17 protein-coding genes are annotated in these 23,906 nt (G+C 41.9%); 9 read left to right on the plus strand and 8 right to left on the minus strand.

The annotated features are described in order from the left end of the window. Positions 1–6: 6 nt before the first annotated feature. The 4 genes from IEY67_RS21185 (at position 7) to IEY67_RS21195 (ending at position 8,707) form a co-directional block, all read left to right on the plus strand. A complete protein-coding gene (locus IEY67_RS21185; protein WP_183672306.1) occupies positions 7–606 on the plus strand; it encodes a fasciclin domain-containing protein in 600 nt (199 codons plus the stop codon). A gap of 91 nt (positions 607–697) precedes the next feature. Further along, positions 698–2,635, plus strand: coding sequence for a heparinase II/III domain-containing protein (locus IEY67_RS25240; RefSeq protein ID WP_229801159.1), 1,938 nt, complete (start codon positions 698–700; stop codon positions 2,633–2,635). 16 nt (positions 2,636–2,651) lie between these two features. Beyond that, the gene (locus tag IEY67_RS25245; protein WP_229801160.1) at positions 2,652–4,553 is read left to right on the plus strand and encodes a hypothetical protein; all 1,902 of its coding nucleotides are present in this window, start codon (positions 2,652–2,654) and stop codon (positions 4,551–4,553) included. A gap of 65 nt (positions 4,554–4,618) precedes the next feature. Further along, positions 4,619–8,707, plus strand: a complete 4,089-nt coding sequence (locus IEY67_RS21195) for a hybrid sensor histidine kinase/response regulator transcription factor (protein ID WP_183672307.1) — start codon at positions 4,619–4,621, stop codon at positions 8,705–8,707. A gap of 112 nt (positions 8,708–8,819) precedes the next feature. Here IEY67_RS21195 and phoU read toward each other — a convergent pair whose 3' ends face one another. The 4 genes from phoU to pstC are packed head-to-tail and all read right to left on the minus strand — an operon-like array spanning position 8,820 to position 12,391. After that, complete coding sequence (gene phoU / locus IEY67_RS21200) at positions 8,820–9,494, minus strand: phosphate signaling complex protein PhoU (protein ID WP_122375451.1); 675 nt, start codon at positions 9,492–9,494, stop codon at positions 8,820–8,822. 34 nt (positions 9,495–9,528) lie between these two features. Beyond that, on the minus strand, positions 9,529–10,281 hold the full coding sequence (gene pstB, locus IEY67_RS21205) for a phosphate ABC transporter ATP-binding protein PstB (RefSeq protein WP_122354195.1): 753 nt from the start codon (positions 10,279–10,281) through the stop codon (positions 9,529–9,531). Positions 10,282–10,308: 27 nt separating this feature from the next. After that, complete coding sequence (pstA, locus tag IEY67_RS21210) at positions 10,309–11,196, minus strand: phosphate ABC transporter permease PstA (RefSeq protein ID WP_122375450.1); 888 nt, start codon at positions 11,194–11,196, stop codon at positions 10,309–10,311. A gap of 7 nt (positions 11,197–11,203) precedes the next feature. After that, the gene (pstC, locus tag IEY67_RS21215) at positions 11,204–12,391 is read right to left on the minus strand and encodes a phosphate ABC transporter permease subunit PstC (protein WP_122354197.1); all 1,188 of its coding nucleotides are present in this window, start codon (positions 12,389–12,391) and stop codon (positions 11,204–11,206) included. 244 nt (positions 12,392–12,635) lie between these two features. Here pstC and IEY67_RS21220 point away from each other — a divergent pair, with 244 nt between their 5' ends. From IEY67_RS21220 to IEY67_RS21235, 4 genes are read left to right on the plus strand one after another with little or no spacing between them, the layout of a single operon-like run. Next, entirely contained in the window at positions 12,636–13,838 is a 1,203-nt protein-coding gene (locus tag IEY67_RS21220; RefSeq protein ID WP_183672308.1) for a glycoside hydrolase family 88 protein, read from the plus strand. A gap of 6 nt (positions 13,839–13,844) precedes the next feature. Then, positions 13,845–15,065, plus strand: a complete 1,221-nt coding sequence (locus IEY67_RS21225; protein ID WP_122354199.1) for a DUF2264 domain-containing protein — start codon at positions 13,845–13,847, stop codon at positions 15,063–15,065. Between the two features lie 46 nt (positions 15,066–15,111). Beyond that, positions 15,112–15,954 (plus strand): 5-dehydro-4-deoxy-D-glucuronate isomerase, encoded by an 843-nt coding sequence (gene kduI / locus IEY67_RS21230; RefSeq protein WP_122354200.1) that lies wholly within the window; start codon positions 15,112–15,114, stop codon positions 15,952–15,954. 13 nt (positions 15,955–15,967) lie between these two features. Further along, positions 15,968–16,762 carry a gluconate 5-dehydrogenase gene (locus IEY67_RS21235; protein ID WP_122354201.1) on the plus strand — a complete coding sequence of 265 codons (795 nt, stop codon included), beginning with the start codon at positions 15,968–15,970 and terminating at the stop codon, positions 16,760–16,762. Between the two features lie 127 nt (positions 16,763–16,889). Here the strand turns inward: IEY67_RS21235 and IEY67_RS21240 are convergent, their stop codons facing one another. The 4 genes from IEY67_RS21240 to IEY67_RS21255 all read right to left on the minus strand — a co-directional run bounded on the left by IEY67_RS21240 (position 16,890) and on the right by IEY67_RS21255 (position 22,056). After that, positions 16,890–18,164, minus strand: coding sequence for a hypothetical protein (locus IEY67_RS21240; RefSeq protein ID WP_183672309.1), 1,275 nt, complete (start codon positions 18,162–18,164; stop codon positions 16,890–16,892). A 43-nt stretch (positions 18,165–18,207) separates the two neighbouring features. Next, positions 18,208–19,308 carry a DUF4934 domain-containing protein gene (locus IEY67_RS21245; protein ID WP_183672310.1) on the minus strand — a complete coding sequence of 367 codons (1,101 nt, stop codon included), beginning with the start codon at positions 19,306–19,308 and terminating at the stop codon, positions 18,208–18,210. A 738-nt stretch (positions 19,309–20,046) separates the two neighbouring features. Next, positions 20,047–21,543 (minus strand): butyryl-CoA:acetate CoA transferase, encoded by a 1,497-nt coding sequence (locus tag IEY67_RS21250; protein ID WP_122354203.1) that lies wholly within the window; start codon positions 21,541–21,543, stop codon positions 20,047–20,049. Positions 21,544–21,618: 75 nt separating this feature from the next. After that, positions 21,619–22,056 carry a hypothetical protein gene (locus IEY67_RS21255; protein ID WP_183672311.1) on the minus strand — a complete coding sequence of 146 codons (438 nt, stop codon included), beginning with the start codon at positions 22,054–22,056 and terminating at the stop codon, positions 21,619–21,621. Between the two features lie 251 nt (positions 22,057–22,307). Between IEY67_RS21255 and miaB the strand changes: the two genes are divergently transcribed. After that, positions 22,308–23,678, plus strand: a complete 1,371-nt coding sequence (miaB, locus tag IEY67_RS21260) for a tRNA (N6-isopentenyl adenosine(37)-C2)-methylthiotransferase MiaB (protein ID WP_183672312.1) — start codon at positions 22,308–22,310, stop codon at positions 23,676–23,678. Positions 23,679–23,906 lie beyond the last annotated feature (228 nt).

The raw sequence follows: 23,906 nt of genomic DNA on the forward strand, positions 1-23,906 counted from the left end.
ATAGATATGAAAAAGATACTATTACAATTGATTATAGGTTGTTTCATGGTTCCCTTGTTCAGTTCATGTAATTTGTTCGGACTTGACTTACAAAAGGATTTTGAATATGAATACAGTCCGGTAGAGCTAACAATGGATATGAATGCTTATGCTTTTATTGAAAGTCGTAAAAATATGGATATGTCCTTGTTGTATGATGCCATTAACCTGGCAGGTTATCAGCAGGAATATGAAACCGAAGGACGGACCTTTATTGTCCTCAATGATGTAGCATTTACCAGCTATTTGAAAGATCAGCATTATTCTGGTTTGCAGGCGATGAAAATTGAGGATATTAAGACTTTGTTGAATTCTTACATAATAAAAGGACGTTATCATTCTTTGGATTTGACCACGACACCGGTCAAAGTGGAAACAATAAATCCGAATACGACCATGTATCTTAGTCTGAGGGCTCAGAACAATGATGCACAGAATAAATTTGAGGTTAGAATCAATGAAGTGGTAAACTCTGGAAAAATCGTTTCTGTGGTAACGTCTAATCTGCAACCGACTAATGGTATCATGCATGTTGTCGATGCTTATCCTGAATATAAACTGAAATGATCGGATAATCGATCTGTCGTGTACCGGATTTTCCGGAAGGAATCCGGTACATTTGTTTTTTATTAATTTAGTTGGCTGAAAGGAGGAAAGAATGAAACAGTATATCCAATTGATCATGCTACTATTATTACCGGTAGTTTTGCATGCGCAGTCGTTATCCGGAGTCTCTTCGAACGAGGTAATCCCGGATCATCCCCGTCTTCTTTTATTGAAGGCGGAAGAGAAGATCCTGAAAGACAAAATAGCTACCGAACCATTGTTGAAGAATCTGCATGAGGAGATCATTCTGGAGTGTAACAGGATGTTACCGTTGTCTGTTCTTACCCGTAACCAGCAAGGACGTAGGATATTACATACTTCACGGGAAGCTATCCGGAGAATTTTCTACCTCTCGTATGCTTTTCGTCTGACCGGAGATGGGAAATATTTCAAGCGGGCCGAGAAAGAACTGTTGGCGGTGGCGGCCTTATCGGATTGGAATCCAAGCCATTTTCTGGACGTAGCAGAGATGACCGCTGCGGTGTCGGTCGGATATGACTGGTTATATCACGAACTGTCCGAAAACTCGAGGAAGGAGATTGCTTCGGCGATCAGAAGTAAGGGGTTGCAACCTTCTTTGGAAAAGCAATATAATGGCTGGTTGGCTGGTAATAACAACTGGAACCAGGTGTGTAACGGAGGAATAACTTTCGGAGCATTGGCCTTATATGAGCTGCAACCGGAAGAATCGGCAGCTTTGGTCAATCGTGCTTTGGAATCCATACGTAGACCAATGACCGTCTATGTGAATAACGGTGCTTATCCGGAAGGGTATGGTTACTGGATTTATGGTACAACCTATAATGTTTTGTTCATAAATATGCTGGAAACGATCTGGAAGAAAGATTTCGGCCTTTGCGAAGCTCCCGGATTTCTGAACACGGCCACTTTCATGCAACATATGGAAGGAACTGCGAAAGTCGTAAATAAATTGGCTGTTAAGTCGTTGGAGCGTGTAACGGAATCGAAGCAGGCTAACCTGCAGTGTTTTAACTTTGCAGATAACGGAAGCTCAACTGTTATTAATCCGGTCATGTACTGGTTTGCAGGTAAAACTAAGAATTTATCACTTATCTGGCGGGAATTGGATAAGCTGGCAACACTGGAGGTCAAGAAAGACCCGAGCCTGACAAAAGACCGCTATCTCCCTATGTTGCTTGTATGGAGTAAGGATGTATCGTTCAGGAATGTGAAAACTCCTGCAGAACGGATGTATACCGGACAGGGAAAAAGTGCTCTGGCCATTATGCGAACTTCCTGGGATTCGGATCATTCGATCTATTTAGGTGTAAAAGGTGGAACGCCGAATGAAAGTCACGGTCATATGGATATCGGCTCTTTTGTAATGGAGGCGGATGGTATCCGTTGGGCGATGGATTTCGGAGCACAGGATTATCATTCCCTGGAATCGAAAGGTATTGATCTGTGGAATATGAAGCAGGAATCTCCGAGGTGGGATGTGTTCCGTTATAATAATATGGCCCATAATACGCTGACAATAAATGGGAAGAAACAGATTATAGCCGGTCATGCTCCGATTGAAAATAGTACGGAGAAAAGGGGACAAATGTCTGTGTCGATGGATTTGACTCCTTTGTATGAGACGGAAGTCAGTAGTCTGAAAAGAGGTGCCGGGATCATAAATGATGAATATGTATTGATTCGTGATGAGGTCCGGACCGGAAATAAAGAGGCTTCCGTTCGCTGGAATCTTTTGACTGCTGCAACTCCGGAACTCATAGACGATCACACTATCCTGCTTTCAATGGATAACCGGAAACTGACCATTAAAGCTAACGGAACGGTATCTTTGAAAAGCAAGATCTGGAGTACCGAGTCGCCCCATGATTATGATACATCGAATGCCGGAACGACTTTTGTCGGTTTTGAGTTCGATGTTCCGGCGAATACCCGACAGTCTATCGATGTGATCCTGATACCGGGTGATAAACAACCGGTAATGGAATGTTCTGAGATACAATTATTTTAAATACATATAGTTTACCATGAAAAAATACATTTTACTATTTAGTCTTTTGTCATTTGCGCTGACGGCACAAGTTCCAAAAAGTATACCGTTTGAAGAAAATAACCGGCAGCGGATCGACGAGATTACCAGTTATCTTGATGATGAACCGGCTGGTTTCGGTTATTCTTACAAGAATCGTACGGAATGGGAAAAGGTCAGGAATAAGATAGATTATAAAGCTGTAATGGAACGGGCAGAGGAAGTATTGAATACGGAAATGCCTCCCTGGGATGATGATCTTTATCTGGAGTTCTCGAGAAATGGGCTCAGACCTCCCGGCGAAAAAATGCTGAATGCCCGTAAATCACGTCTGGCACCTTTAGTGTGGGCTGAATGTATGGAGAATAAAGGACGTTTCGTTCCTAAGATAGAATCGACTTTGAGAGAGTTGATCTCTCATCGCTCCTGGATACTTCCTGCCCATGATACTTATCTGAATGTCTTTTATGGAAAGAAACATGAGGTGGATTTGGTTGCGGCAGCTTTTGTACATGAATTGGCGGAAACCCTTTATTTTCTGGATGATAAAATAAGCGAACCAGTACGTCAGGAAGTGATCGATTCCATGTATGTTCGTGCTTTTGATCCGGTTAAAGATGCATTGAAAACCGGAAAGGGATATACGTTCGGTTGGTTTAACAATACGAATAACTGGAATGCGGTTTGTCTTGCCGGAGTGACCAGTGCGGCTGTAGGTATCATAAAAGATAAGAGAGAACGTGCTTTTTTTGTGGCGGCCGCTGAATATTATTCTCAAAACAGTGTGTTGGGATATACTGACGACGGGTATTGTACCGAAGGATTGGGCTATTTCAATTATGGATTTCAACATTATATTATTTTGCGTGAACAGTTATATCAACGGACAAAAGGAGCTATCGACCTGTTCAAGAGTGAGAAGATGAAGAAAATAGCGATGTATGGTATCAATTTTGAGATTATAAACGGTACTTATCCGGCATTTGCAGACTGCCGGATCGGAACGACTGTGTCTCCTTTGATCCTGTGGTACTGTAATCATAACCTGGGACTAGGGTTAGCTGCTTATGACAGACTTGACGACAACGATCTGCGGCCTTCGGTTTTAACTGCGATGCTTCTTTTTCCCAATACGGCTCAACAGACTTCCAGTCATATTGACGGTAGTGCAAAAGTGGAAGGAAAACAGCCGGTCAGAATGTTTTTTGATAAAGCTGGTGTCCTGATCTGCCGTCCGGAAAAAATGTCTGATCATTCTATGGGGGTAGCTCTTAAAGGAGGAAACAATGCTGAACATCATAATCACAATGATGTAGGGAGCTATTCGTTGATCGTAGGAAATGAAACGTTGGCAGGCGATCCCGGAGGCCCTTATCATTATGCCGGTGCTATGTGGACGAACAAGCGATATACATTTAAATCCATCTCTTCATTCGGGCATCCGGTTGCTGTGGTGGATCAGACCTTGCAGGGAGCCGGTAAAGAATATGAGGCAGAAATAGCCGGAACCGATTTTACTGCACTTCGTGATGAATATGTGCTCGATCTGACAAAGGTGTATGATTGCCCAAATCTTAAATCCTATATCCGCAAATTCGTTTATGACCGGACCGGAACTGGTAGCCTGTTAATAGAAGACCGGTTCGAATTGAAAAATGCCGGATCATTCGAATCTGCAATTATAACTTTGGCCGATTGGCAGGAGAATGGAGGTAAAACTCTGAAGTTGTCGGGAAAGCAACATACAGTGAATGTGAAGATTGAAACCTCTTCTCCAAAAGGATATACACTTATTCCTGAGAAAATACAGGAGAATGGTCCTGAATTTTCCCGTATCGGAATCCGTCTGAATGAAAAAATAAAAACGGGTTACATTCGTGTGTTTTTCAAGGTTGAATAAAAACATATCCCCCGAATATCTTTATATTTGGGGGAATCTTTGTTTTACACCAAAAAGGGATTTCCATGGGGATCTGGAGAAAAAATCATAGAATATATAAGCTGATACTGTTTATCTGCCTGTTTTTTAGTTTGCCGTGTCCGGCTGAAAATATAAAGAACTACAAATTCCATACGTTATCGCCGGAGGGAGGTTTTTATTATGATGGTGTAAAATCTATCCAGCAAGACAGCGACGGGTTTATTTGGATCGTCATGGAAAATGACCTTTTTCGTTTTGACGGTTACCAGTTCAAAAGGTATTATTCTTATTTCAGGATGCTGGATACCTCTGATAAATGGTATTTCAGAGAAGTCGAACTGGATGCGTCCGGACATTTGTTCGTTTCTACCAATAAAGGTCTTTTTATTTATGATAAAGTGACCGATTCTTTTAAAAGAATGTTTAAACCCGATGTCAGGAGTCTTAAAACTGATTCGCGAGGGAACCTTTGGTTGTTAAGCGCCAGCTTAGGGATATTTGATATAGAAAAAAGAACATTTTTTGGAATGGAATCGGAAAAAGGATTGTTGCAAAACGCAGTGGCTTTGTGTGCTGATGGAGATGAGTTTATTACCGGTACTTCAAATGGTGAAATTTACCGTTTTGAGTATGATAAAACACAATTTGAGCTGCTTAGTACACTTCCGGATAACCAATCTATCATTCAATTGAAGAAATTTAAAGACGAGTTGTGGGTGCTTACCGAAAGTTATGGATTGTATAAACTGAATTACAAAACATTGTCTATAACCAACCATTACAGTTTTTTTTGTACGTTGAATAATGAATTTGTTCCAGCTAAAACATTATATGTCGATAAAAACGGATATGTCTGGATTGGTACACAACGGGGTTTGTATATCATGAATCCGGAGAGTGAAGAGTATACCCATTTTACGAATTCAAAATCAGATATTTTTACATTGCCCAGCAACTCCGTCTGGACGATAAAAGAAGATGCCCAAAAAAATGTCTGGATAGGTACTTATTCCGGTGGTTTATGCTATCTTAATTTCCAGGAAACCTCGCGGTTCCGGACTTTTACTCCCCGCGAGAATGGCTTGAACCATAAAGTTGTAAGTGGTTTTGCCGAGAATGACGATTTTTTATGGATTGCAACGGAAGGAGGAGGTATTAACCGGATGGATAAGAAAACCGGGGAGTTTAAATATTATACTCATAATCCCTTGATGAATAGTCTTACTTATGACAATGTTAAGTCGTTGGTAATTGATCCGAGTCACAATTTGTGGGTGGCTATGTTCCGGGGTGGGTTGGATTGTTTCTCCCATAATTCTTCGACTTTCAGAAGATTCAATCATAAATATCGCTCTGATAACAGGATGCTGACAAACGATTTGAGAAAGATTATACTGGAGGCTGATTCCGGTCTGTGGATTAGTTACCAGTCGACGGGCATCTCTTTTTATTCATTTGCATCGGATCGTTTTACCCATTATATGTTGAAAAGAGATAATAACAATAGCAGTATTTCTGACCTTTGCAGGGGAGAAAATGACGATTTGTGGATTATCAATAATGAGGAACTCTATTATATGGATGTCAGTAAGAAGGAGTTTAAAAAGATTGTTCCTGATTCGGTTAGTAGCCTCAGAGCGCAGGTATTGTGCCTGGATAAATCGGGAAATGTTTGGGTGGGAACTGTCGGTAGCGGATTAATAAAATATGATGTAAAGGAGAATCGCTTTTACTCGGTAAACGATATTTTGAGATATGAAGTATCCACTATCTACAGCCTTTGTGCAGATGACGAGAATGATCTTTGGATGGGAACGGATAATGGTTTATTCAAATACAATATAGAGAAAAATACGTTTTTCCGCTTTGATAAAAAAGATGGGATACAAGGAATTGTCTTTTATCCGAAAGCCTGTATGAAAGGAAAAAACGGAGAGTTGTATTTTGGTGGTACCAATGGTTTTACTATTGTCAATCCAAAGGAAGTATTGCTCAGCGAATTTAAACCTACTGCTATTATTACTGATTTTTATATAGATAATGAGATTGTCAAACCGGACTCAACAGGGTCTCCTTTGCATCAGTCTATATCTACAACCAAAGAGATCGCGTTGGATTATAATCAGATCAATTTTGGTTTTAAAATATCTTCTAATAATTATCTTATCCCTGAGAAAAACCGGTTTAAATACCGGTTGGTCGGATATGATAACCGTTGGATCGAGATCGATGCGACTAATCGTATCATATCCTATGCTAAAGTACCTTCCGGAACTTATACTTTAGAGGTGATGGCATCCAATAATGATGGTGTTTGGAATGAAGTACCGACGACGATACAGATCAGAAGGTTACCTGCTCCCTGGTTCAGTTGGTGGGCCTATACAATTTATGGGTTGCTGTTTTTGGGGCTGGTCTGTACAATCATGCATTATTACAATCATCAGAAGAAACTGAAACTGGAACTTTATATGGAATCTCTGGAAATGCAACGGAAGGAGGAGAATCATCAGGCTCAATTGCGTTTCTTTACGAATATCTCCCATGACTTCCGTACCCCATTGTCACTGATTATGGCGGCAGTCGAGCATATGCAGCAACAATACGGGAACAATCATTATATCCAATTGCTGAATAGTAATGCCCGCCGGTTGCTAAATCTGGTCAATGAACTGATGGATTTCAGGACGGTGGAGAATGGCAAAATGAAATTGAAGGTACAATCTTCAAATATTAACAGCTTTGTAAAGGAGATAGCTTCCGACTTTCAGGAATATGCTTTGCAGAAAGAGATAAATTATACAATTTCTTGCGATCCGTCTTTATCCGATCCTGTTTATTTCGACGAGCAGGTTATGGAGAAGGTAATAATGAACCTCTTGAATAATGCTTTTAAATATACGGGGAACGGAGGACATATCATTATTGAGACACGCTTGGATGAGAAACCTTTTCATTCGGATTTCCAGAATAATTACAGAATACAGCGTAATCCGAATTTAAACCGGACTTTCAGCATTTTAGTAAAAGATACAGGGGTCGGTATATCTGCAGAATCTATTGCTCAGGTGTTTGAGCGTTTCTATAAAGTCGACTCAAATGATACGGAAGCCCATATCGGATCAGGGATCGGACTGGCTTTGGTAAAGAGTTTGGTACTACTTCATAAAGGAGCGGTTTCTATTTATAGCGAAAGAAATGAAGGAACGGAAATGCTTGTACAGTTTCCTTTGGATAAGGATTTGTATGATATGACGGAACTGTCTGAAAGTGAAGTTCCAATGCGACATATGATATCATATGTCGTTGAACCGGATGTCCGGTTCAACGAGTATGACGATAAGCAGGAATCTTTGTTGTTGAGAGTACAGAAGCGTATACTTTTAGTCGAAGATAATACAGACTTGCGCGGTTTAATAGCAGAATATCTTCGTTCTTCTTTTGATGTTGTTGAGGCAGGAGACGGAGGTGAGGCGGCTGATCTGATGGAAAAAATAGAGATAGATCTTATTATCAGTGATATAATGATGCCGGTAAAGAACGGAATCACCCTGTGTAGGGAGGTGAAAGAGAATATAAACTTTTCTCATATCCCATTTGTCATGTTAACAGCTAAAAGTGGATTGGAGAACCAGTTGGAAGGATTGGATTCCGGAGCTGATGCTTATTTTGAAAAACCGCTCGATTTTGGGCTTTTGAAACTTACTGTACAGAATATATTCAAGCAACAACAGAAATTGAAAGAACATTATGCCCGAAATTATTTTGTTGATAGCCGGGAACTGGCTGCAAACCAGCAGGACAATAAGTTTATCACCCGTTTGATCGAAATTATCGAGAGTCGGATCGACCAACCGGATATGGATGTGAATTATATTGCTTCCGAATTGTCTATGAGCCGCAGTAAATTATATGCTAAGGTTAAATCGTTGACGGATAAATCGATCGTGGAGTTTATCAGAAGCTATCGTTTACGGAAAGCTGCGGCTTTGCTGATAGAAGAAAATTTGTCAATCCGTGACACGATGGAACGGATTGGTATAGAAAGCCAGTCCTATTTTACCCGCATATTTAAAAATGAGTTTGGAATGATCCCTACGGCTTTTATTCAGAAAAATAAGAAAAGAGAGTGAGAGCCTCTTTGAGCAATAGTGACTTTTGGGGAACTCTGATTGTGAAAAGCAATGCCGGTTCACAGAAAGTATACTTTTCTGATAAACCGGCGATTTATAGTGGGAGTAAATATTAATTCTCTGTCTTTCCGATATGCTTCATCACCTTGGCATCCAGATAGAAGATCAGTTCTTCGGCTATGTTGGTACAATGGTCGCCGAAACGTTCCATCTTGCGGATGACTCCTGCCATATACAGACCTACCAGGGCACTTCCGGGATGCTTTTCGATATAGTCGGCAATGATTTTGGTTGAGTTATGGTTGATTTCGTCGATGAGGTTGTCTTTTAAAAAGATACGCGATGCAATTTCCGAACTTTCTTTTTCGAAAGCTTCCTGGCTGAGGGTGAGCATACTTAATAATTCATGTAACATTTCCTCTACCCGGGTTTCTTTGATCAATTGCGGGTCGACGGGAGCACCTTCCGGCAGATTACCTGCAAAACGTGCGATACTTTCAGCAAAGTCACCCAGGCGTTCCAGGTTTGTGTTGATCTTGTACATGGCAAGGACAAAGCGCAGATCGACGGCAACCGGAGCATACAGGGCAATGATATCTTCGCAATCGCTGTCTATCTTCAATTCAAAAGCATTTACACGGCGTTCGCGACTGATCACTTTATAAGCCAGTTCCTTGTCTCCGGTAAGCATTGCTTCCCCTGCATTATATAACTGTTGGTGGACCAAAGCCCACATTTCGCTGATACTGTTTTTTAAGGAGGCAATCTCCTGATCTATTACTTTCATATGTAATTATCGATTTTCAATTATCAATTTTCAATTACCCGAATCGTCCCGTAATATAATTCTGAGTCGATTCTTTCTCCGGATTCGTGAATATCTTTCGCGTATTGTCGAACTCAATCAACTCTCCCAGATAAAAATACCCCGTCTTGTCGCTGACACGTGCAGCCTGCTGCATATTATGGGTAACGATGACGATCGTATATTCATTTTTAAGCTCATGTATCAGTTCCTCTATCTTGCTTGTCGATATCGGGTCCAGTGCAGAAGTCGGCTCATCCATCAGAAGAATAGAAGGTGATATCGCCAATGCACGGGCGATACACAAACGCTGCTGTTGTCCGCCGGACAAGGCAAAAGCCGATTCTTTCAGTTTATCTTTTACTTCGTCCCAGAGAACGACCTGTTTAAGCGTCTTGACAACAGTTTCTTCGATATAGCCATTGTCTTTTACCCCGTTTACCCGGAGTCCGTACGCTACGTTTTCAAAGATTGTTTTCGGGAAAGGATTCGGTTTCTGGAATACCATACCCACATTTTTACGGAGCTGGTCCACCTTTTCCCCTTTTCCGTAAATATCCCTTCCGTCGATCCCGATTTTTCCGTCCATATGCGTATCGGGTATCAGATCGTTCATTCGGTTGAACAAGCGTAAGAAGGTGGATTTACCGCAACCGGAAGGACCGATGAAAGCGACCGAGGTGTTTGCTTCAATCTGCATCGAGATATTCTTTAAGGCATGGAAATCGCCATAATAGAAATCTACGTTTTGAGCATCAATCTTTATCATATTATTATTGTTTTATTCTTTCTGTTGTTAGTTCATTTTTACTTTTTTGGCAAAATAACTTCTTAGTGCATTGGCCAGTAAGTTTACAACCAGTACGATGGCGATCAGGACCAGCGCCGTTCCGTATGCCATTCCGCGTGAAGCCTCGATATCTGTTCCGCTGGTGGATATTACATACAAATGGTATGGTAAAGCCATACACTGGTCGAAGATACTTCCCGGTAATTGCGGGAGGAAGTAAGCAGCAACGGTGAAAAGGATGGGGGCTGTTTCTCCGGATACGCGTCCGATCGACAGGATCAGTCCGGTAATGATATTCGGGAAAGCCATCGGTAATACGACACGGCCTATAGTTTGCAGTTTGGTTGCTCCCAGTGCCAGGCTGCCGTGGCGGAAAGAATCATCGATACTTTTCAGGGCTTCTTCCGTCGTGCGAATGATCAACGGTAGAGACATCAATGCCAGAGTGAACGAGCCGGCGATAATAGAATCTCCCCATCCCAGCGTGATCACGAACAGTGACATACCGAATAACCCGAAAACAACGGATGGTACACCGCTCAGGTTGTTGGTCATGATCCGGATGAAACGGATGATCTTTCCGTTTGTAGCATATTCATTCATATAAATCCCGCTCATGATCCCGATAGGGAAACTGATCAGGCTGCTGCCTAATACGAGATAAAGTGTTCCGACGATAGCCGGGAAAATACCTCCGGCAGTCATCCCTTCGGCAGGAGCTTTCGTAAGGAAATCCCAACTGATTACTTTTCCTCCCTGGATAATGATAAAACCGAGGATAAAGAAGAGTATGACTACGACCAGATAACTGAGAAGAGTGAATATACCGAACGCAACTTTCTGTGAAGTCCGTTTCTTTGTGTCGACGTTGCCTAATTTTTGAACAGGTGCCATAGCTTAATCACATTTTTCTTTTGGATGAGATATATTCTACTGAAATACTTAACAGCAGCGTGATAATAAATAATACTGCCCCTAACAGGAACAATGCCTGGTAATGGGCTCCCCCGGCAGGTGCTTCACCCAGTTCTGCTGCGATGGTTGCCGGAATGGTTCGTACCGGCTCAAAGAAAGAAGTCGGTATAACGGCCGCATTACCTGTCACCATTAAAACGGCCATTGTCTCTCCGATAGCCCGTCCGATACCCAGGACGATCGCCGATGTGATACCGGATATGGAATAGGGGATAATCACTTTATAAATTGTTTGCCATTGAGTAGCTCCCAATGCCAGACTGGCCTCTTTCATTGCCCGGGGAGTCGTGCGCATGGCATCTTCTGCAACTGTGATAATGGTCGGTAATGCCATGATAGCCAATACGACGCTACCGGCAAAGGCTGTCTCTCCGACCGGAAGGTTCAATCCTTTCTGTATGAGCGGAACGATTACGACCAGACCAAAGAAACCATATACAACGGAAGGAATACCAGCCAGAAGCTCAATAACCGGTTTCAGTATTTCACGGGTTCGCTTATTGGCTATTTCCGCCAGATAGATGGCGACTGCCACACCGAATGGAAGTGAAAGGACGATTGCTCCGATGCTGACCAGCAATGTTCCCAGCAATAAAGGAATAAGTCCGAAGATGGGAGCAGGTGCGGAAGTCGGATACCATTTAGTCCCGGCGAAGAAATCGGATAGTGATATTTTCTCTTCAGGAAGAACAGTCCCCTGGAAATTTTGTGCCAGATATTGCTGGGGGAAGAATGCAATGATTCCCGGCTCTTTTCCGACCAGTTCGCTGATTTTTTCCGGGACATACTGGAACTCATCTCCCAATTCTTCTTCACTGTAGTATTGTGTCAGGTCGGAAAAGCGAAAGACCAGGATCTCTTCATCTTTGCCGTTCACCTCTTTCCAGTTGGTTATTTTGGCATCGAAAATATCCATGATCGTTTCCGGAGACAGATGGCTTACATCATTACTCTTATTCACAGCGAGTACATACCCTTCTTCCACAACCGGACTGCTAAAAAGGCCGGAAGCCTCTTTAAAAAGGAAAAAGACAATCAGCAGGATCGTGAAACTGGTTACACTTCCGCTGATCAATAGTCCTCCTTCGACAATTTTTTCAAAAAACTTTCTCACGTCATTTACCTCTTTGTTCTGAGTGCAAAGTAAGGTAACATGTATTAAGAACAGGTTAAGACGCTTTGAAGTAAATGTTACATTGATATTTCAAAAATGTTACACGGACTGACAGGTATTAATCGTAAGCCTTTTTATGTTGTAAATTCAAGTATCTTACCTTTTTTGGATGGTTATGTCGAATTTTAGAATATAAACCAGTATATTTGCCACAAACTTAAAAACTTAATAACCTATTTTTATCATGAACAAATTTCTTTCGTACGGAGTGTTTGCGTTCACAGTGCTATTGGCTTCTTGTGATTCACAACCCAAACAGGAACCTATTGCTGATGTTATTGACCGCGGTCTGAAGGCTTCGACCGAACAAGCTCTTTTAATGGCAAAAGACCTGGAAAACCAGGAAGGTCGTCTGCCTAAAGCGATCAACAAAGAAGGCACGTTGGAAACAAGCGACTATAGCTGGTGGTGTAGCGGCTTTTTCCCTGGTGAATTATGGTATCTGTATGAAAACAATCCGACTCCGGAATTAAAGAAATATGCCGAAATGTATACCGACCGTGTGGAAGAAGTGAAGAATATCACTTACAGCCATGACGTCGGTTTTATGTTGTATTGTAGCTATGGTAACGGATACCGTCTAACCGGAAAACCGGAATATAAGGATGTGATGCTGACCGGAGCTAATTCGTTGGCGACTCGTTTCGACGAACGGGTGGGAGCGATCCGTTCCTGGGATTTCAATAAAAAGGTATGGCAGTTCCCGGTTATTATCGATAATATGATGAACCTGGAGTTTTTCAGCTGGGCATCCAAAGCATCGGGTGATGACCGTTTTCGCAAAATGGCTATCTCTCATGCAGATAAGACAATGAACAACCATTTCCGTGACGATTATAGCTGTTACCATGTAGTCTCTTATGATACGATAACCGGTGTTCCCCATAAAAAACAGACCCATCAGGGAGCTGCCGACGAGTCTGCATGGGCCCGCGGACAGGCATGGGCTTTGTACGGATTTACTATGATGTATCGTGAAACGGGAAAGCCTGAATATCTGGATCAGGCAAAACATATCGCTGCATTTATCATGAACAATCCGAATATGCCGGCTGATAAAGTGCCGTATTGGGATTTTGATGCTCCGGGCATTCCGAATGTTCCGAGAGATGCATCCGCCGCCGCTATTATGGCATCTGCCCTGATCGAATTGAGCCAGTTGGATAAGAGTGAAGAGGCCAAAAGTTACCTTGATTTCGCTGAACAACAGGTGCGTTCGTTGACTACTCCTGAGTATTTGGCAGCTAAAGGTTCCAATTGTAATTTTGCATTGATGCATTCTACCGGTCATTTCCCGGGTAACAGCGAAGTGGATGTGCCATTGAGCTATGCAGACTATTATTATGTGGAAGCATTGATGCGTTTAAAAAAACTGACAGAAAAATAAGACTTTATGACTAATCTGATAAAAACAACTGCTTTTTTAGTATGTTTCCTGTGTTTTTCATTGAATGGTAAAGCACAGCAGAGCGGGGCGGAAGACCGTGCTTTTTGGGTAGAAACATTGACCCGTATTGCTGATCCGGTATTGACGAATCTGAGTAACAATACGTTGAAGAAGAATATGCCCTATGAATCTCTGTCGAAAGACAGGAGTGATTTCTCTCACCTGGAAGCTGTAGGCCGTCTGATCTGTGGTATTTCTCCCTGGCTGGAATTGGGGCCGGATAATACACCGGAAGGTCAGTTACGCGATAAATATATCCGCCTGGCGGTAAAAGGACTGAAGAATGCCGTCAATCCGGAATCTCCCGACTATCTGGTATTTGGAAAACCTTATCAGCCTTTGGTGGATGCCGCTTTTCTGGCGCAAGGTTTGTTACGGGCGAGAACGCAATTGTGGGATAAGTTGGATTCGCAGGCTAAAGAATGGATGATTACTGAATTTAAACGCAGTCGTGCCATCAAACCCTGGGATAACAACTGGCTTTTATTTGCTTCGACAGTTGAGGCGGCTTTGCTGGAATTTACCGGTGAGTGTGATATGGACCGTCTGACTTATGGTGTTAAGAAATTCCGTGATGACTGGTATAAAGGGGATGCCTTGTATGGTGACGGCCCTGCTTTCCACATGGACTACTATAATAGTTTTGTTATCCATCCGATGCTGACAGATGTATTGCTGGTTATGAAAAAGCATAATCTGGAAGGTGCCGATTTTGTCGATACCCAGTTGCCTCGCTTGACCCGTTATGCAGAACAGTTGGAACGTTTTATCTCTCCGGAAGGAACTTTCCCGGTAGTCGGTCGTTCTATCGTGTACCGTTTCGGTGCATTTCATGCATTGGCACAGGCTAGTTTGATGCAGGTGTTGCCCGAACGGGTAAAACCTGCTCAGGTGCGTTGTGCTATGACAGCAGTGATCCGTAACCAGATGAAATCGCCGAAGAACTTCGATGCCAACGGGTGGTTGCGTGTCGGCTTTACCGGTGAACAAATCGATATGTCTGAGTCTTATATTAATACAGGGAGTGTCTATCTGTGTGCTGTCGGTTTGCTGGCATTGGGATTGCCGGCTTCAAATGAATTCTGGTCGGCTCCTTATGCGGAGTGGACAAACCTGCGTGCCTGGAAAGGTGAAAGTGACGTAAAGGCAGATCATGCGCTTAAGTAATTGAAAGTGGAGAATTGAAAATTGAAAATTAAATACAGATAAGAAGATGAAAACAAATTATGAATTGCGTTATGCTGCGCATCCGGAAGATGCGAAGCAATATGATACGAAACGTATTCGTCGGGATTTCCTGATCGAAACGGTTTTCGCACCGAATGAAGTGAATATGGTTTATTCCATGTACGATCGTATGATTGTGGGTGGCGCCATGCCTGTGGGTGAGGTCCTGAAACTGGAAGCGATCGATCCGTTGAAAGCTCCTTATTTCCTGACACGCCGTGAAATAGGTATTTTCAGTGTCGGTGGTCCCGGTATTGTAAAAGCGGGTGATGCAACTTTTGAACTGGACTTTAAAGAAGCGCTTTACCTGGGTTCGGGTGATCGCGAAGTGACATTTGAAAGCAAAGATGCCAAGAATCCTGCTAAATTCTATTTTAATTCGACTACGGCTCATCGTAATTATCCGGATAAAAAAGTGACCAAGGCGGATGCTGTTGTGGCTGCTATGGGGTCGCTGGAAATGTCGAACGACCGTAATATCAACAAGATGATCGTGAATCAGGTATTGCCTACCTGCCAGCTACAGATGGGTATGACCGAACTGAAACCGGGTAGTGTATGGAATACGATGCCGGCACACGTTCATAGCCGTCGTATGGAAGCTTATTTCTATTTCGATATTCCGGAAGATCAGGCTATCTGTCATTTTATGGGTGAAGTAGACGAAACCCGCCATATCTGGATGAAAGGCGACCAGGCTGTTCTGTCTCCGGAATGGTCTATCCACAGTGCGGCCGCTACTCATAATTATACTTTTATCTGGGGTATGGGTGGTGAAAACCTGGATTATGGCGATCAGGATTTTTCTAAAATTACAGACTTAAAATAAATCGAATACTAAAATGGTAAATTTCTCATTAGAAGGAAAAGTGGCACTTGTAACAGGTGCTTCTTACGGGATTGGTTTTGCGTTGGCTACTGCTTTTTCTCAGGCAGGTGCAAAGATCGTCTTCAATGACATCAAACAGGAACTGGTGGATAAAGGTCTGGCTGCCTATAAGGCAGAAGGTATCGATGCCAAAGGTTATGTTTGCGACGTGACCAACGAAGAACAGGTAAATGCGATGGTTGCCCAGATCGAAAAAGAAGTAGGCGTGATCGATATTCTGGTAAACAATGCCGGTATTATCAAACGTATTCCGATGCACGAAATGACGGCTGCCGAGTTCCGCCAGGTGATCGATGTCGACCTGAATGCTCCGTTCATCGTTTCAAAAGCAGTTATCCCTTCAATGATCAAAAAAGGTCACGGAAAGATCATCAATATCTGTTCGATGATGAGTGAACTGGGACGTGAAACTGTTTCTGCCTATGCCGCAGCTAAAGGTGGCCTGAAAATGCTGACACGCAATATCGCTTCTGAATACGGCGAATATAACATCCAATGTAACGGTATTGGTCCGGGTTATATCGCGACACCGCAGACGGCTCCGCTTCGTGAACTTCAGCCGGACGGTTCACGTCATCCGTTCGACTCTTTCATCATTGCCAAGACACCGGCAGCCCGTTGGGGAACTCCGGAAGATCTGATGGGACCGGCTGTGTTCCTGGCTTCCGATGCTTCCGACTTCGTAAACGGACATGTGTTGTATGTAGACGGTGGTATTCTGGCTTATATCGGAAAACAACCGAAATAAATAGCCTGATAAAGACGATGGTCTTTGCTGGTAAAAAGGGTTCCTTCCGGGAGAAATTCAGATTTCTTTCGGAAGGAATTTTATTTTCTACCGGATGGAATATAAAATACTCTATAAAAAGGAAATCTTACCCCATTAATGTAATCTCCTTCACGACATGATTTTTGACAAGGGCATACATTATATGTCCCGCAAAGGAATCATCCCTGTCTTGGAAATAGAGTTCCAACTCATACAGAATACAGCCATCTTCTTGCTCTTCTGTCTTTATATGCAAAGACTGTAAATCAATTCGAGATGCAAAGTCTTCTACCGACAAAGGAGGTTCTCCTGTTGCCTCTCTCCATGAGACCAGACTCTCTGCCATGCCTTCGGCCATTCGCCGACGCCAAACCGTTTCACCTTCATCCTCCAGTTCCTTGACATACGTGTGAATGGCTGAAAGATGCTTTTTTATCAGTTCTTCATGCGGACACGGTACAATCTCCTGCCTTTTACGATTTTGCTTTTTTACGAGTTCTATCGCTTGTTCCAGATACTCTATTCGGTCGACTGGTGACAATAGGCGATTTTCCCAAAGCGTTTGCAGCATGACCAACCGTTCTTCTATCGGTTTGTCTCCATACAACGCTTCTCCATCCAATTCCAGAGAGGCGTTATGCTCATCCAAAGTCATTCTCCGTTCTATACCGAACAGTTTATTTCCTCCCTCAATCATCCGGTCGGTAAAATCATCTATGAAAACAATCAACTCATGTAGTTGAACAGGTAAATCGATCCGGTTCTTCTCTGCATTCTCTTCCACGATTCGGGCAAACTGTAGAACCCTCGCCAATACCAAAGAGAACTTCGTATCATCACGCATCAACTCGTCCGGTAAGTGCATAGCTTGTAGAGCAGGTAACATTCTAGCCAGATACTCGCTTGCCTCGCGGCATTTCACAATCATATCCGCTTCCTTATTATCCCAGGCAACAGCTGCACATTGCAGATTGTCAATAAAAGACTGGCGATCTAAATAATCCCAGTACCGCTTTTCCATCGCTTCATCCGGAAGTTCAGGAAGATGTTCCTTCAACTCTTTTATTTTAACCTTCAACGAATTCACATAAGCGCGTTGCTCCGGTGGAAACGGCGCAGTTATCTTCTTTTTTTGAGGTGCGGCAGTAACAGGAGGGTAGTCTGTCGGCATTCCCACAGGTGCGATGGAAAAAGAGAAATCCACTTTTCTGCCCCAGATGGTCACTTTATAATCTTTCGATGTCTTATAGCCGTAAAACCATAATTTCATCGATTCGAGCCAAAACTCCGTATTCTCCTCTATCGATACTTGCGAGATATTCGCAATCTTGTCCGTTAAGCGAAATTTCCACACATTTGTTTTATCCTCTCCATTTCCCATCTTTCTTAAATTTTCAATTCTGCTATATGTTTATTTGAATACGTTAGTTTTCCATAAATACAACCACCGGATTATCATCTGGTGAAATTGATTTGATAAAACTGAGATTAGAGTTTGGCGATACTTCATTTTTCTCTATATAATCGCAAATCTCTTCTGCATTCAAAACCCCTAGACAAGTTCCGTCATCACAGGTGGTAGATATTCGGACAGGCATAAAACCATTGATGTCATCAACTAATCCTTTTTCACACAAATAGTAAGAGCTTTCCTTTGTCTGTTTATTATAGATACACAGTTGATATCTTTCACTCATATAATAATCAAATGCTATGTTCGCATCGTTTTCATATATAAAAATAGGAGATATCGCTTCCCTATGTCTGTCATAACGTTCTTTATACGGTACAGAGCGAGATGTTATGTTTAACATATACTTTGCTTTCAACGGATTATTACTAACCTGATAAACCGTATCAATAAACATTTCTTTAAAATAGAGATTATCTTTATATTTATAAATAAGACCATCATTCGTATCAAGAATGTATTTTTTTGTCTCAACAAAATGATGATTGGGATATTCTTTTATAATATTTCCATTATAATCAAATAGAACTATTCTTTTTTTTTCTCGTCCACTTCTATTCGCAAAAAAAGAGAAAAAGGTCTTTGAATCTAAAGGTCTTATTATTTGAGGGGAGACATCGGCCGATAATGGGACTTTCATTTTTCCTGCATATTTGCCGTCTAAACTGTACTTTACCCACACTCCGTTTACACCTAAAAAATAAAGGAGTCCATCGTATGGATTATGAAAATTTTCATAAAATGAATATACAGCTTCCGGATCGTCACCTTTATGTCCTATTTTCCGTATGAATTTTCCGTCTTTAGCACTAAACAAGCAACAACTATTGTAATCCCATGCAAGTATATAATCTTGTATCTTCTGCACATGAATATAAGAAAGTAAGCATTCATCTGTTGTTTCTAAAGGAATATATTTCACTTTGCGGAATAATTTACTCATCTGAGCCGTCTGTTTGGGAGTATGTGACGGTAAGTCGATTGTCAATATTTTTTCATGACTAAATGAACAAAATACCACAACTACCAGTAAAAAAAGTTTCACAAGTTTCATGTTATTAATCGTTTTATGGTTCACTGTCTCATAGTTCTAAGGAAACGTCGGGAAGTTACAGAAAAAGTTTCGTGCTGACAAATAGATATACTCTTTATTATTTTACTAATAAAATCTTGTTTAGGATACTATTCAGTTTTGATTTATTGGAAATATATCAAAATGACAATTCACCTATCCTATGGTTGTCCCCTCTGTGTCCTTTATCAAGTCTATTGAATCAAATGCGTTTTAATAGAAGTTGTCGGAGGTCGTTGTGTTGCTGATTGACTGGTTATTGTGTCGGTTGGCTTTTATTTGTGGTTTGGGTTTTTCAATGTGTTATATATTTATTCCTTATGGTGATATTGTGATGTTTATATTTATATCTGTTTCAGTGGTGAAATAGAAGATGAAAACTGCTAAAAAGCATACTTTAGGGTCTGGATATGGTTACTTTTAATAGGTGTTTTTACTATAATTAACAAAAATATCTCTTTAAATGGTCCCCCATTTTATTTAAAAGGAATTTTTTTTCGTTTAAAACGAACTTACATTTTATTTAAAACGAGATGAAAGGTAGATGTTTTTTAGAGAATGTGTTAATATTTGTATTCGAAGTTTGTCTGGAAGGAAGAAAAAGAGAAATAGTAGTGTTCTTATAAAGGTCTGTTTTGTGTCAAAAAGAAATAAAAGGCGGGAAAAGAATAGCACGCAGACAGATTATTCATTGTTCTGCGTGCTATTAATATGTGATAATTACTTGTTGTATTTGCTCCAGTCTACATTGTGCATGTCACCGCTTGCTGCCAGTTCTTCGTGGAAAGCGAAGCAACATTTCAGGTTCTGCGGAGTGTGACCTTTTACACCCATTGCCAGATATTCTCTCAATAACGGCTTGTAATCCGGATGGACGCAATTGTCAATGATACAGTTTGCACGTTCGATCGGCGATTTACCACGCAGGTCGGCTACACCGTATTCTGTGATGATGATCTTTACAGAGTGTTCGCTATGATCCAGGTGAGAAACCATCGGAACGAAAGCACTGATCTTACCTTCTTTGGCTGTAGAAGGAGTCGTGAAGATAGACAGCATAGCTGAACGGGTAAAGTCGCCTGAACCACCGATACCGTTCATCATTCTTGTTCCTGATACGTGGGTAGAGTTGATGTTACCGAAGATGTCGGCTTCCAATGCAGTGTTGATAGCGATCAGACCTAAACGGCGGGCAACTTCCGGGTTGTTGGAAATTTCCTGCGGACGAAGAAGGATTTTATCCTTGAAGAAATCGAGGTTCGCATAAATTTCGCGGATCACTTCGTTGCTTACAGATAAAGAGCAACCACTGGCGAATTTAACGCGGCCTTCTTTCATCAGGCTGATAACAGCATCCTGGATAACTTCTGTATATACATTAAATGCCGGGATTTCTTCGTTAGCTCCCATACAGCCTAAAACAGCATTGGCAACGTTGCCTACACCACTCTGCAGGGGAACGAATTCTTTCGGCAGACGGCCTGCTTTGATTTCGCTAACCAGGAAGTCGGCAACATTCTTACCGATAGCCATTGTAACGTCATCCAGCGGAGAGAACTTACCACCTTCGTTCGGTTCTTCTGTTTTAACAATGCCGACGATTTTAGCCGGATCTACCTTTACATAAGGTGTACCGATACGGTCGGAAGGAGTATAAACAGGAATTTCACGGCGATAAGGAGGATCGGCCGGTTCATAAATATCATGCATGCCACGAATTTCTTTCGGGTGGCGGCTGTTCAATTCAATAATAATACGGTCAGCCATCCGGCAGATAGTCGGCAGGATACCGACGCCACTGGTCGGAACGATTTCACCGTCTTCTGTTACATCGGCTGCTTCAACGATCGCTACATCGATTTTTCCCAGGAAACCGTAGCGCAGGTCTTGCGCCAGTTCGGAAAGGTGCATATCGAAATACTGTGCTCCGTGAGAATTCAACAATGCGCGGAGGTCTTTGTTCGATTGATATGGAGTACGGAACTTGATAGCGTTGGCACGTGCCAGTTCGCCGTCCAGCTTATCACCGGTAGAAGCGCCGGTAAACATACCGATCTGGAAAGGATTACCTTTTTCATGTTCCTCCATCGCTTTTTTTGCAATGGCTCCCGGAACAACTTTCGGACATCCGGCAGGTGTAAAACCACTGAATCCCACATTGTCGTCGTGATGTACGAACGAAGCAGCTTCTTCAGCTGTAATGAATTTTAAAGCCATGATATTATTTTTTTTATTAGATAAATACTTGTTAGTCAGCTAAACGGCTGCAAAGGTATTAAAAAAGAAGATAGATCAATACTTACGGTTAAGTATTTCTGAGTAAATAACAGCTTTTCTTAACTCTTCGATATTATTGAACTCAATATCTTCCAGCATGGTGTGTTCTTCTTCATACGGAAAGGCCATAGGGCGGGACGTACTGACTTTGGATTGATGGATTTCTTTTTCTGCGGAAAGGAAAGTTTTCGGAGTCTGCGCCTCTTTTTTCAAATTCTTTTTACCGGAAGTGGCTTTGGCCGGAGCCGGTTGTTGTGGCGACACATTTTTTACTTCTTCCAGAATTTCCCAGAAACCTTTGCCCGAAGATGTATTTTCTTCAGGGAACGTGTCATGTCCGGGCTGTCCGAGTACCTGTGTCGGGCGCTTTTTTTTGTTTTTTGAACTGAATAAACCGCTCACGGCGGCAATTATCAGAAAAACAATATAGATCCAATCGCCTAAGTTATCCATAACTTTGATTATTTTTGCACTCCAAATGTAAGAAGAATAATTGAATAGTGAAAGAGGTAAGTAATATAAGCAGTATAAAAGTAAATAAGGGTAACTTCACAGCCACCCTTATTCGATTTAACCAAAACCTTAACTATGAAAAAATTTACGTTTTTCGTATGCAAATATAGCAGTCGAATTTGAACTGTGCAAACCTTTGGAGGTTTATTTTTATAGAACGTAAGATTTTAAATTTTATTAACAAGGACAAAATGACGAATCAGGAAAATGGCGCAGACTTAAAATCTGCAGCCGGATTTGAGGAGAAAAAGTTGTTCATCGAAACCTACGGGTGCCAGATGAATGTAGCGGACAGTGAGGTAGTCGCTTCCATTATGAAAATGGATGGATATGCCATGACTGACAAAATTGAAGAAGCGGATGCTGTTTTTGTGAATACCTGTTCTGTGCGTGATAATGCGGAACAGAAAATTTACGGAAGGCTACAGTATTTCCAGTCACTTAAACGCAAAAAGAAATCGCTGATTGTCGGTGTATTGGGATGTATGGCCGAACGGGTGAAAGAAGAGTTGATCAATGTGCATCATGCGGACCTGGTTGTCGGGCCGGACTCTTATATGGACCTGCCGAACCTGGTAGGCGCCGTAGAGCATGGTGAAAAAGCGATCAATGTGGAGCTTTCCACGCAGGAGACCTATAAAGATGTGATGCCGCTGAAATTGGGGGGTGTGCATATCTCCGGTTTTGTGTCGATCATGCGCGGATGCAATAATTTTTGTACGTATTGCATTGTACCTTATACCCGCGGTCGTGAACGTAGCCGGGATGTGGAAAGTATCCTGAACGAGATACGGGATATGCGTGACAAAGGCTTTAAGGAAGCAACGTTGTTGGGGCAGAATGTGAATTCGTATGCTTTTGAGAAGGATGGCGAAACCGTAACGTTCCCGATGTTGCTGGAACGTGTGGCTTTGGAAGCTCCCGAAATGCGTATCCGTTTTGTGACATCTCATCCGAAAGATATGAGCGACGATACGCTCCGTGTGATTGCCGCCCATGATAATATCTGTAAGTATATCCATCTTCCGGCCCAGTCGGGAAGTTCGAAGATACTGAAAGTGATGAACCGGAAATATACCCGCGAATGGTATCTGGACCGTATCGCTGCTATCCGCCGCATCGTCCCCGAAGCGTCTATCGCAACCGATTTGTTTTGCGGCTTCCATTCGGAAACGGAAGAGGATTATCAGGAAACGCTTTCATTGATGCGTGAAGTCAAGTATGATGCAGCTTTCCTGTTCAAATATTCCGAACGTCCTGGCACTTATGCAGCCAAACATCTTCCGGATACTGTATCGGAAGAAGAAAAAGTGCGCCGCTTGCAGGGAATGATCGACCTGCAAAATAAGTTGTCGGAAGAAAGTAATCTGCGTGATATCGGAAAAGAATTTGAAGTGTTGATCGAAGGCTTCTCCAAACGTTCCCGCGAACAGTTGTTCGGTCGTACCAGTCAGAACAAAGTCGTTATTTTTGATAAGAAGAACTATAAAGTCGGACAGTTTGTGAAGGTGCGGATTACCCGTGCTTCTTCTGCTACATTATTTGGCGAAACGGTAGAATAATACTAATTTTATATAGAAAAAGGCTCTGCTTTTATACTAATTTGCTATAAAAGCAGAGTTATTTTTTATAAATAAGTATTTAGTACTGATAGAACTAAACCTTTTCTAACACGCAAATATAGTTTATTTTAAACAAGTTAGCTCCACATCACTAAAAAAAGACGTCCTCTTCCTTTTTCTTAACTCCTTATTATTCAGGCCTAAAAACAGTCTAAAAACCTTAGTTCT

Origin of the sequence: Parabacteroides faecis (assembly GCF_014647375.1) — a bacterium.
Taxonomy (GTDB): domain Bacteria; phylum Bacteroidota; class Bacteroidia; order Bacteroidales; family Tannerellaceae; genus Parabacteroides; species Parabacteroides faecis.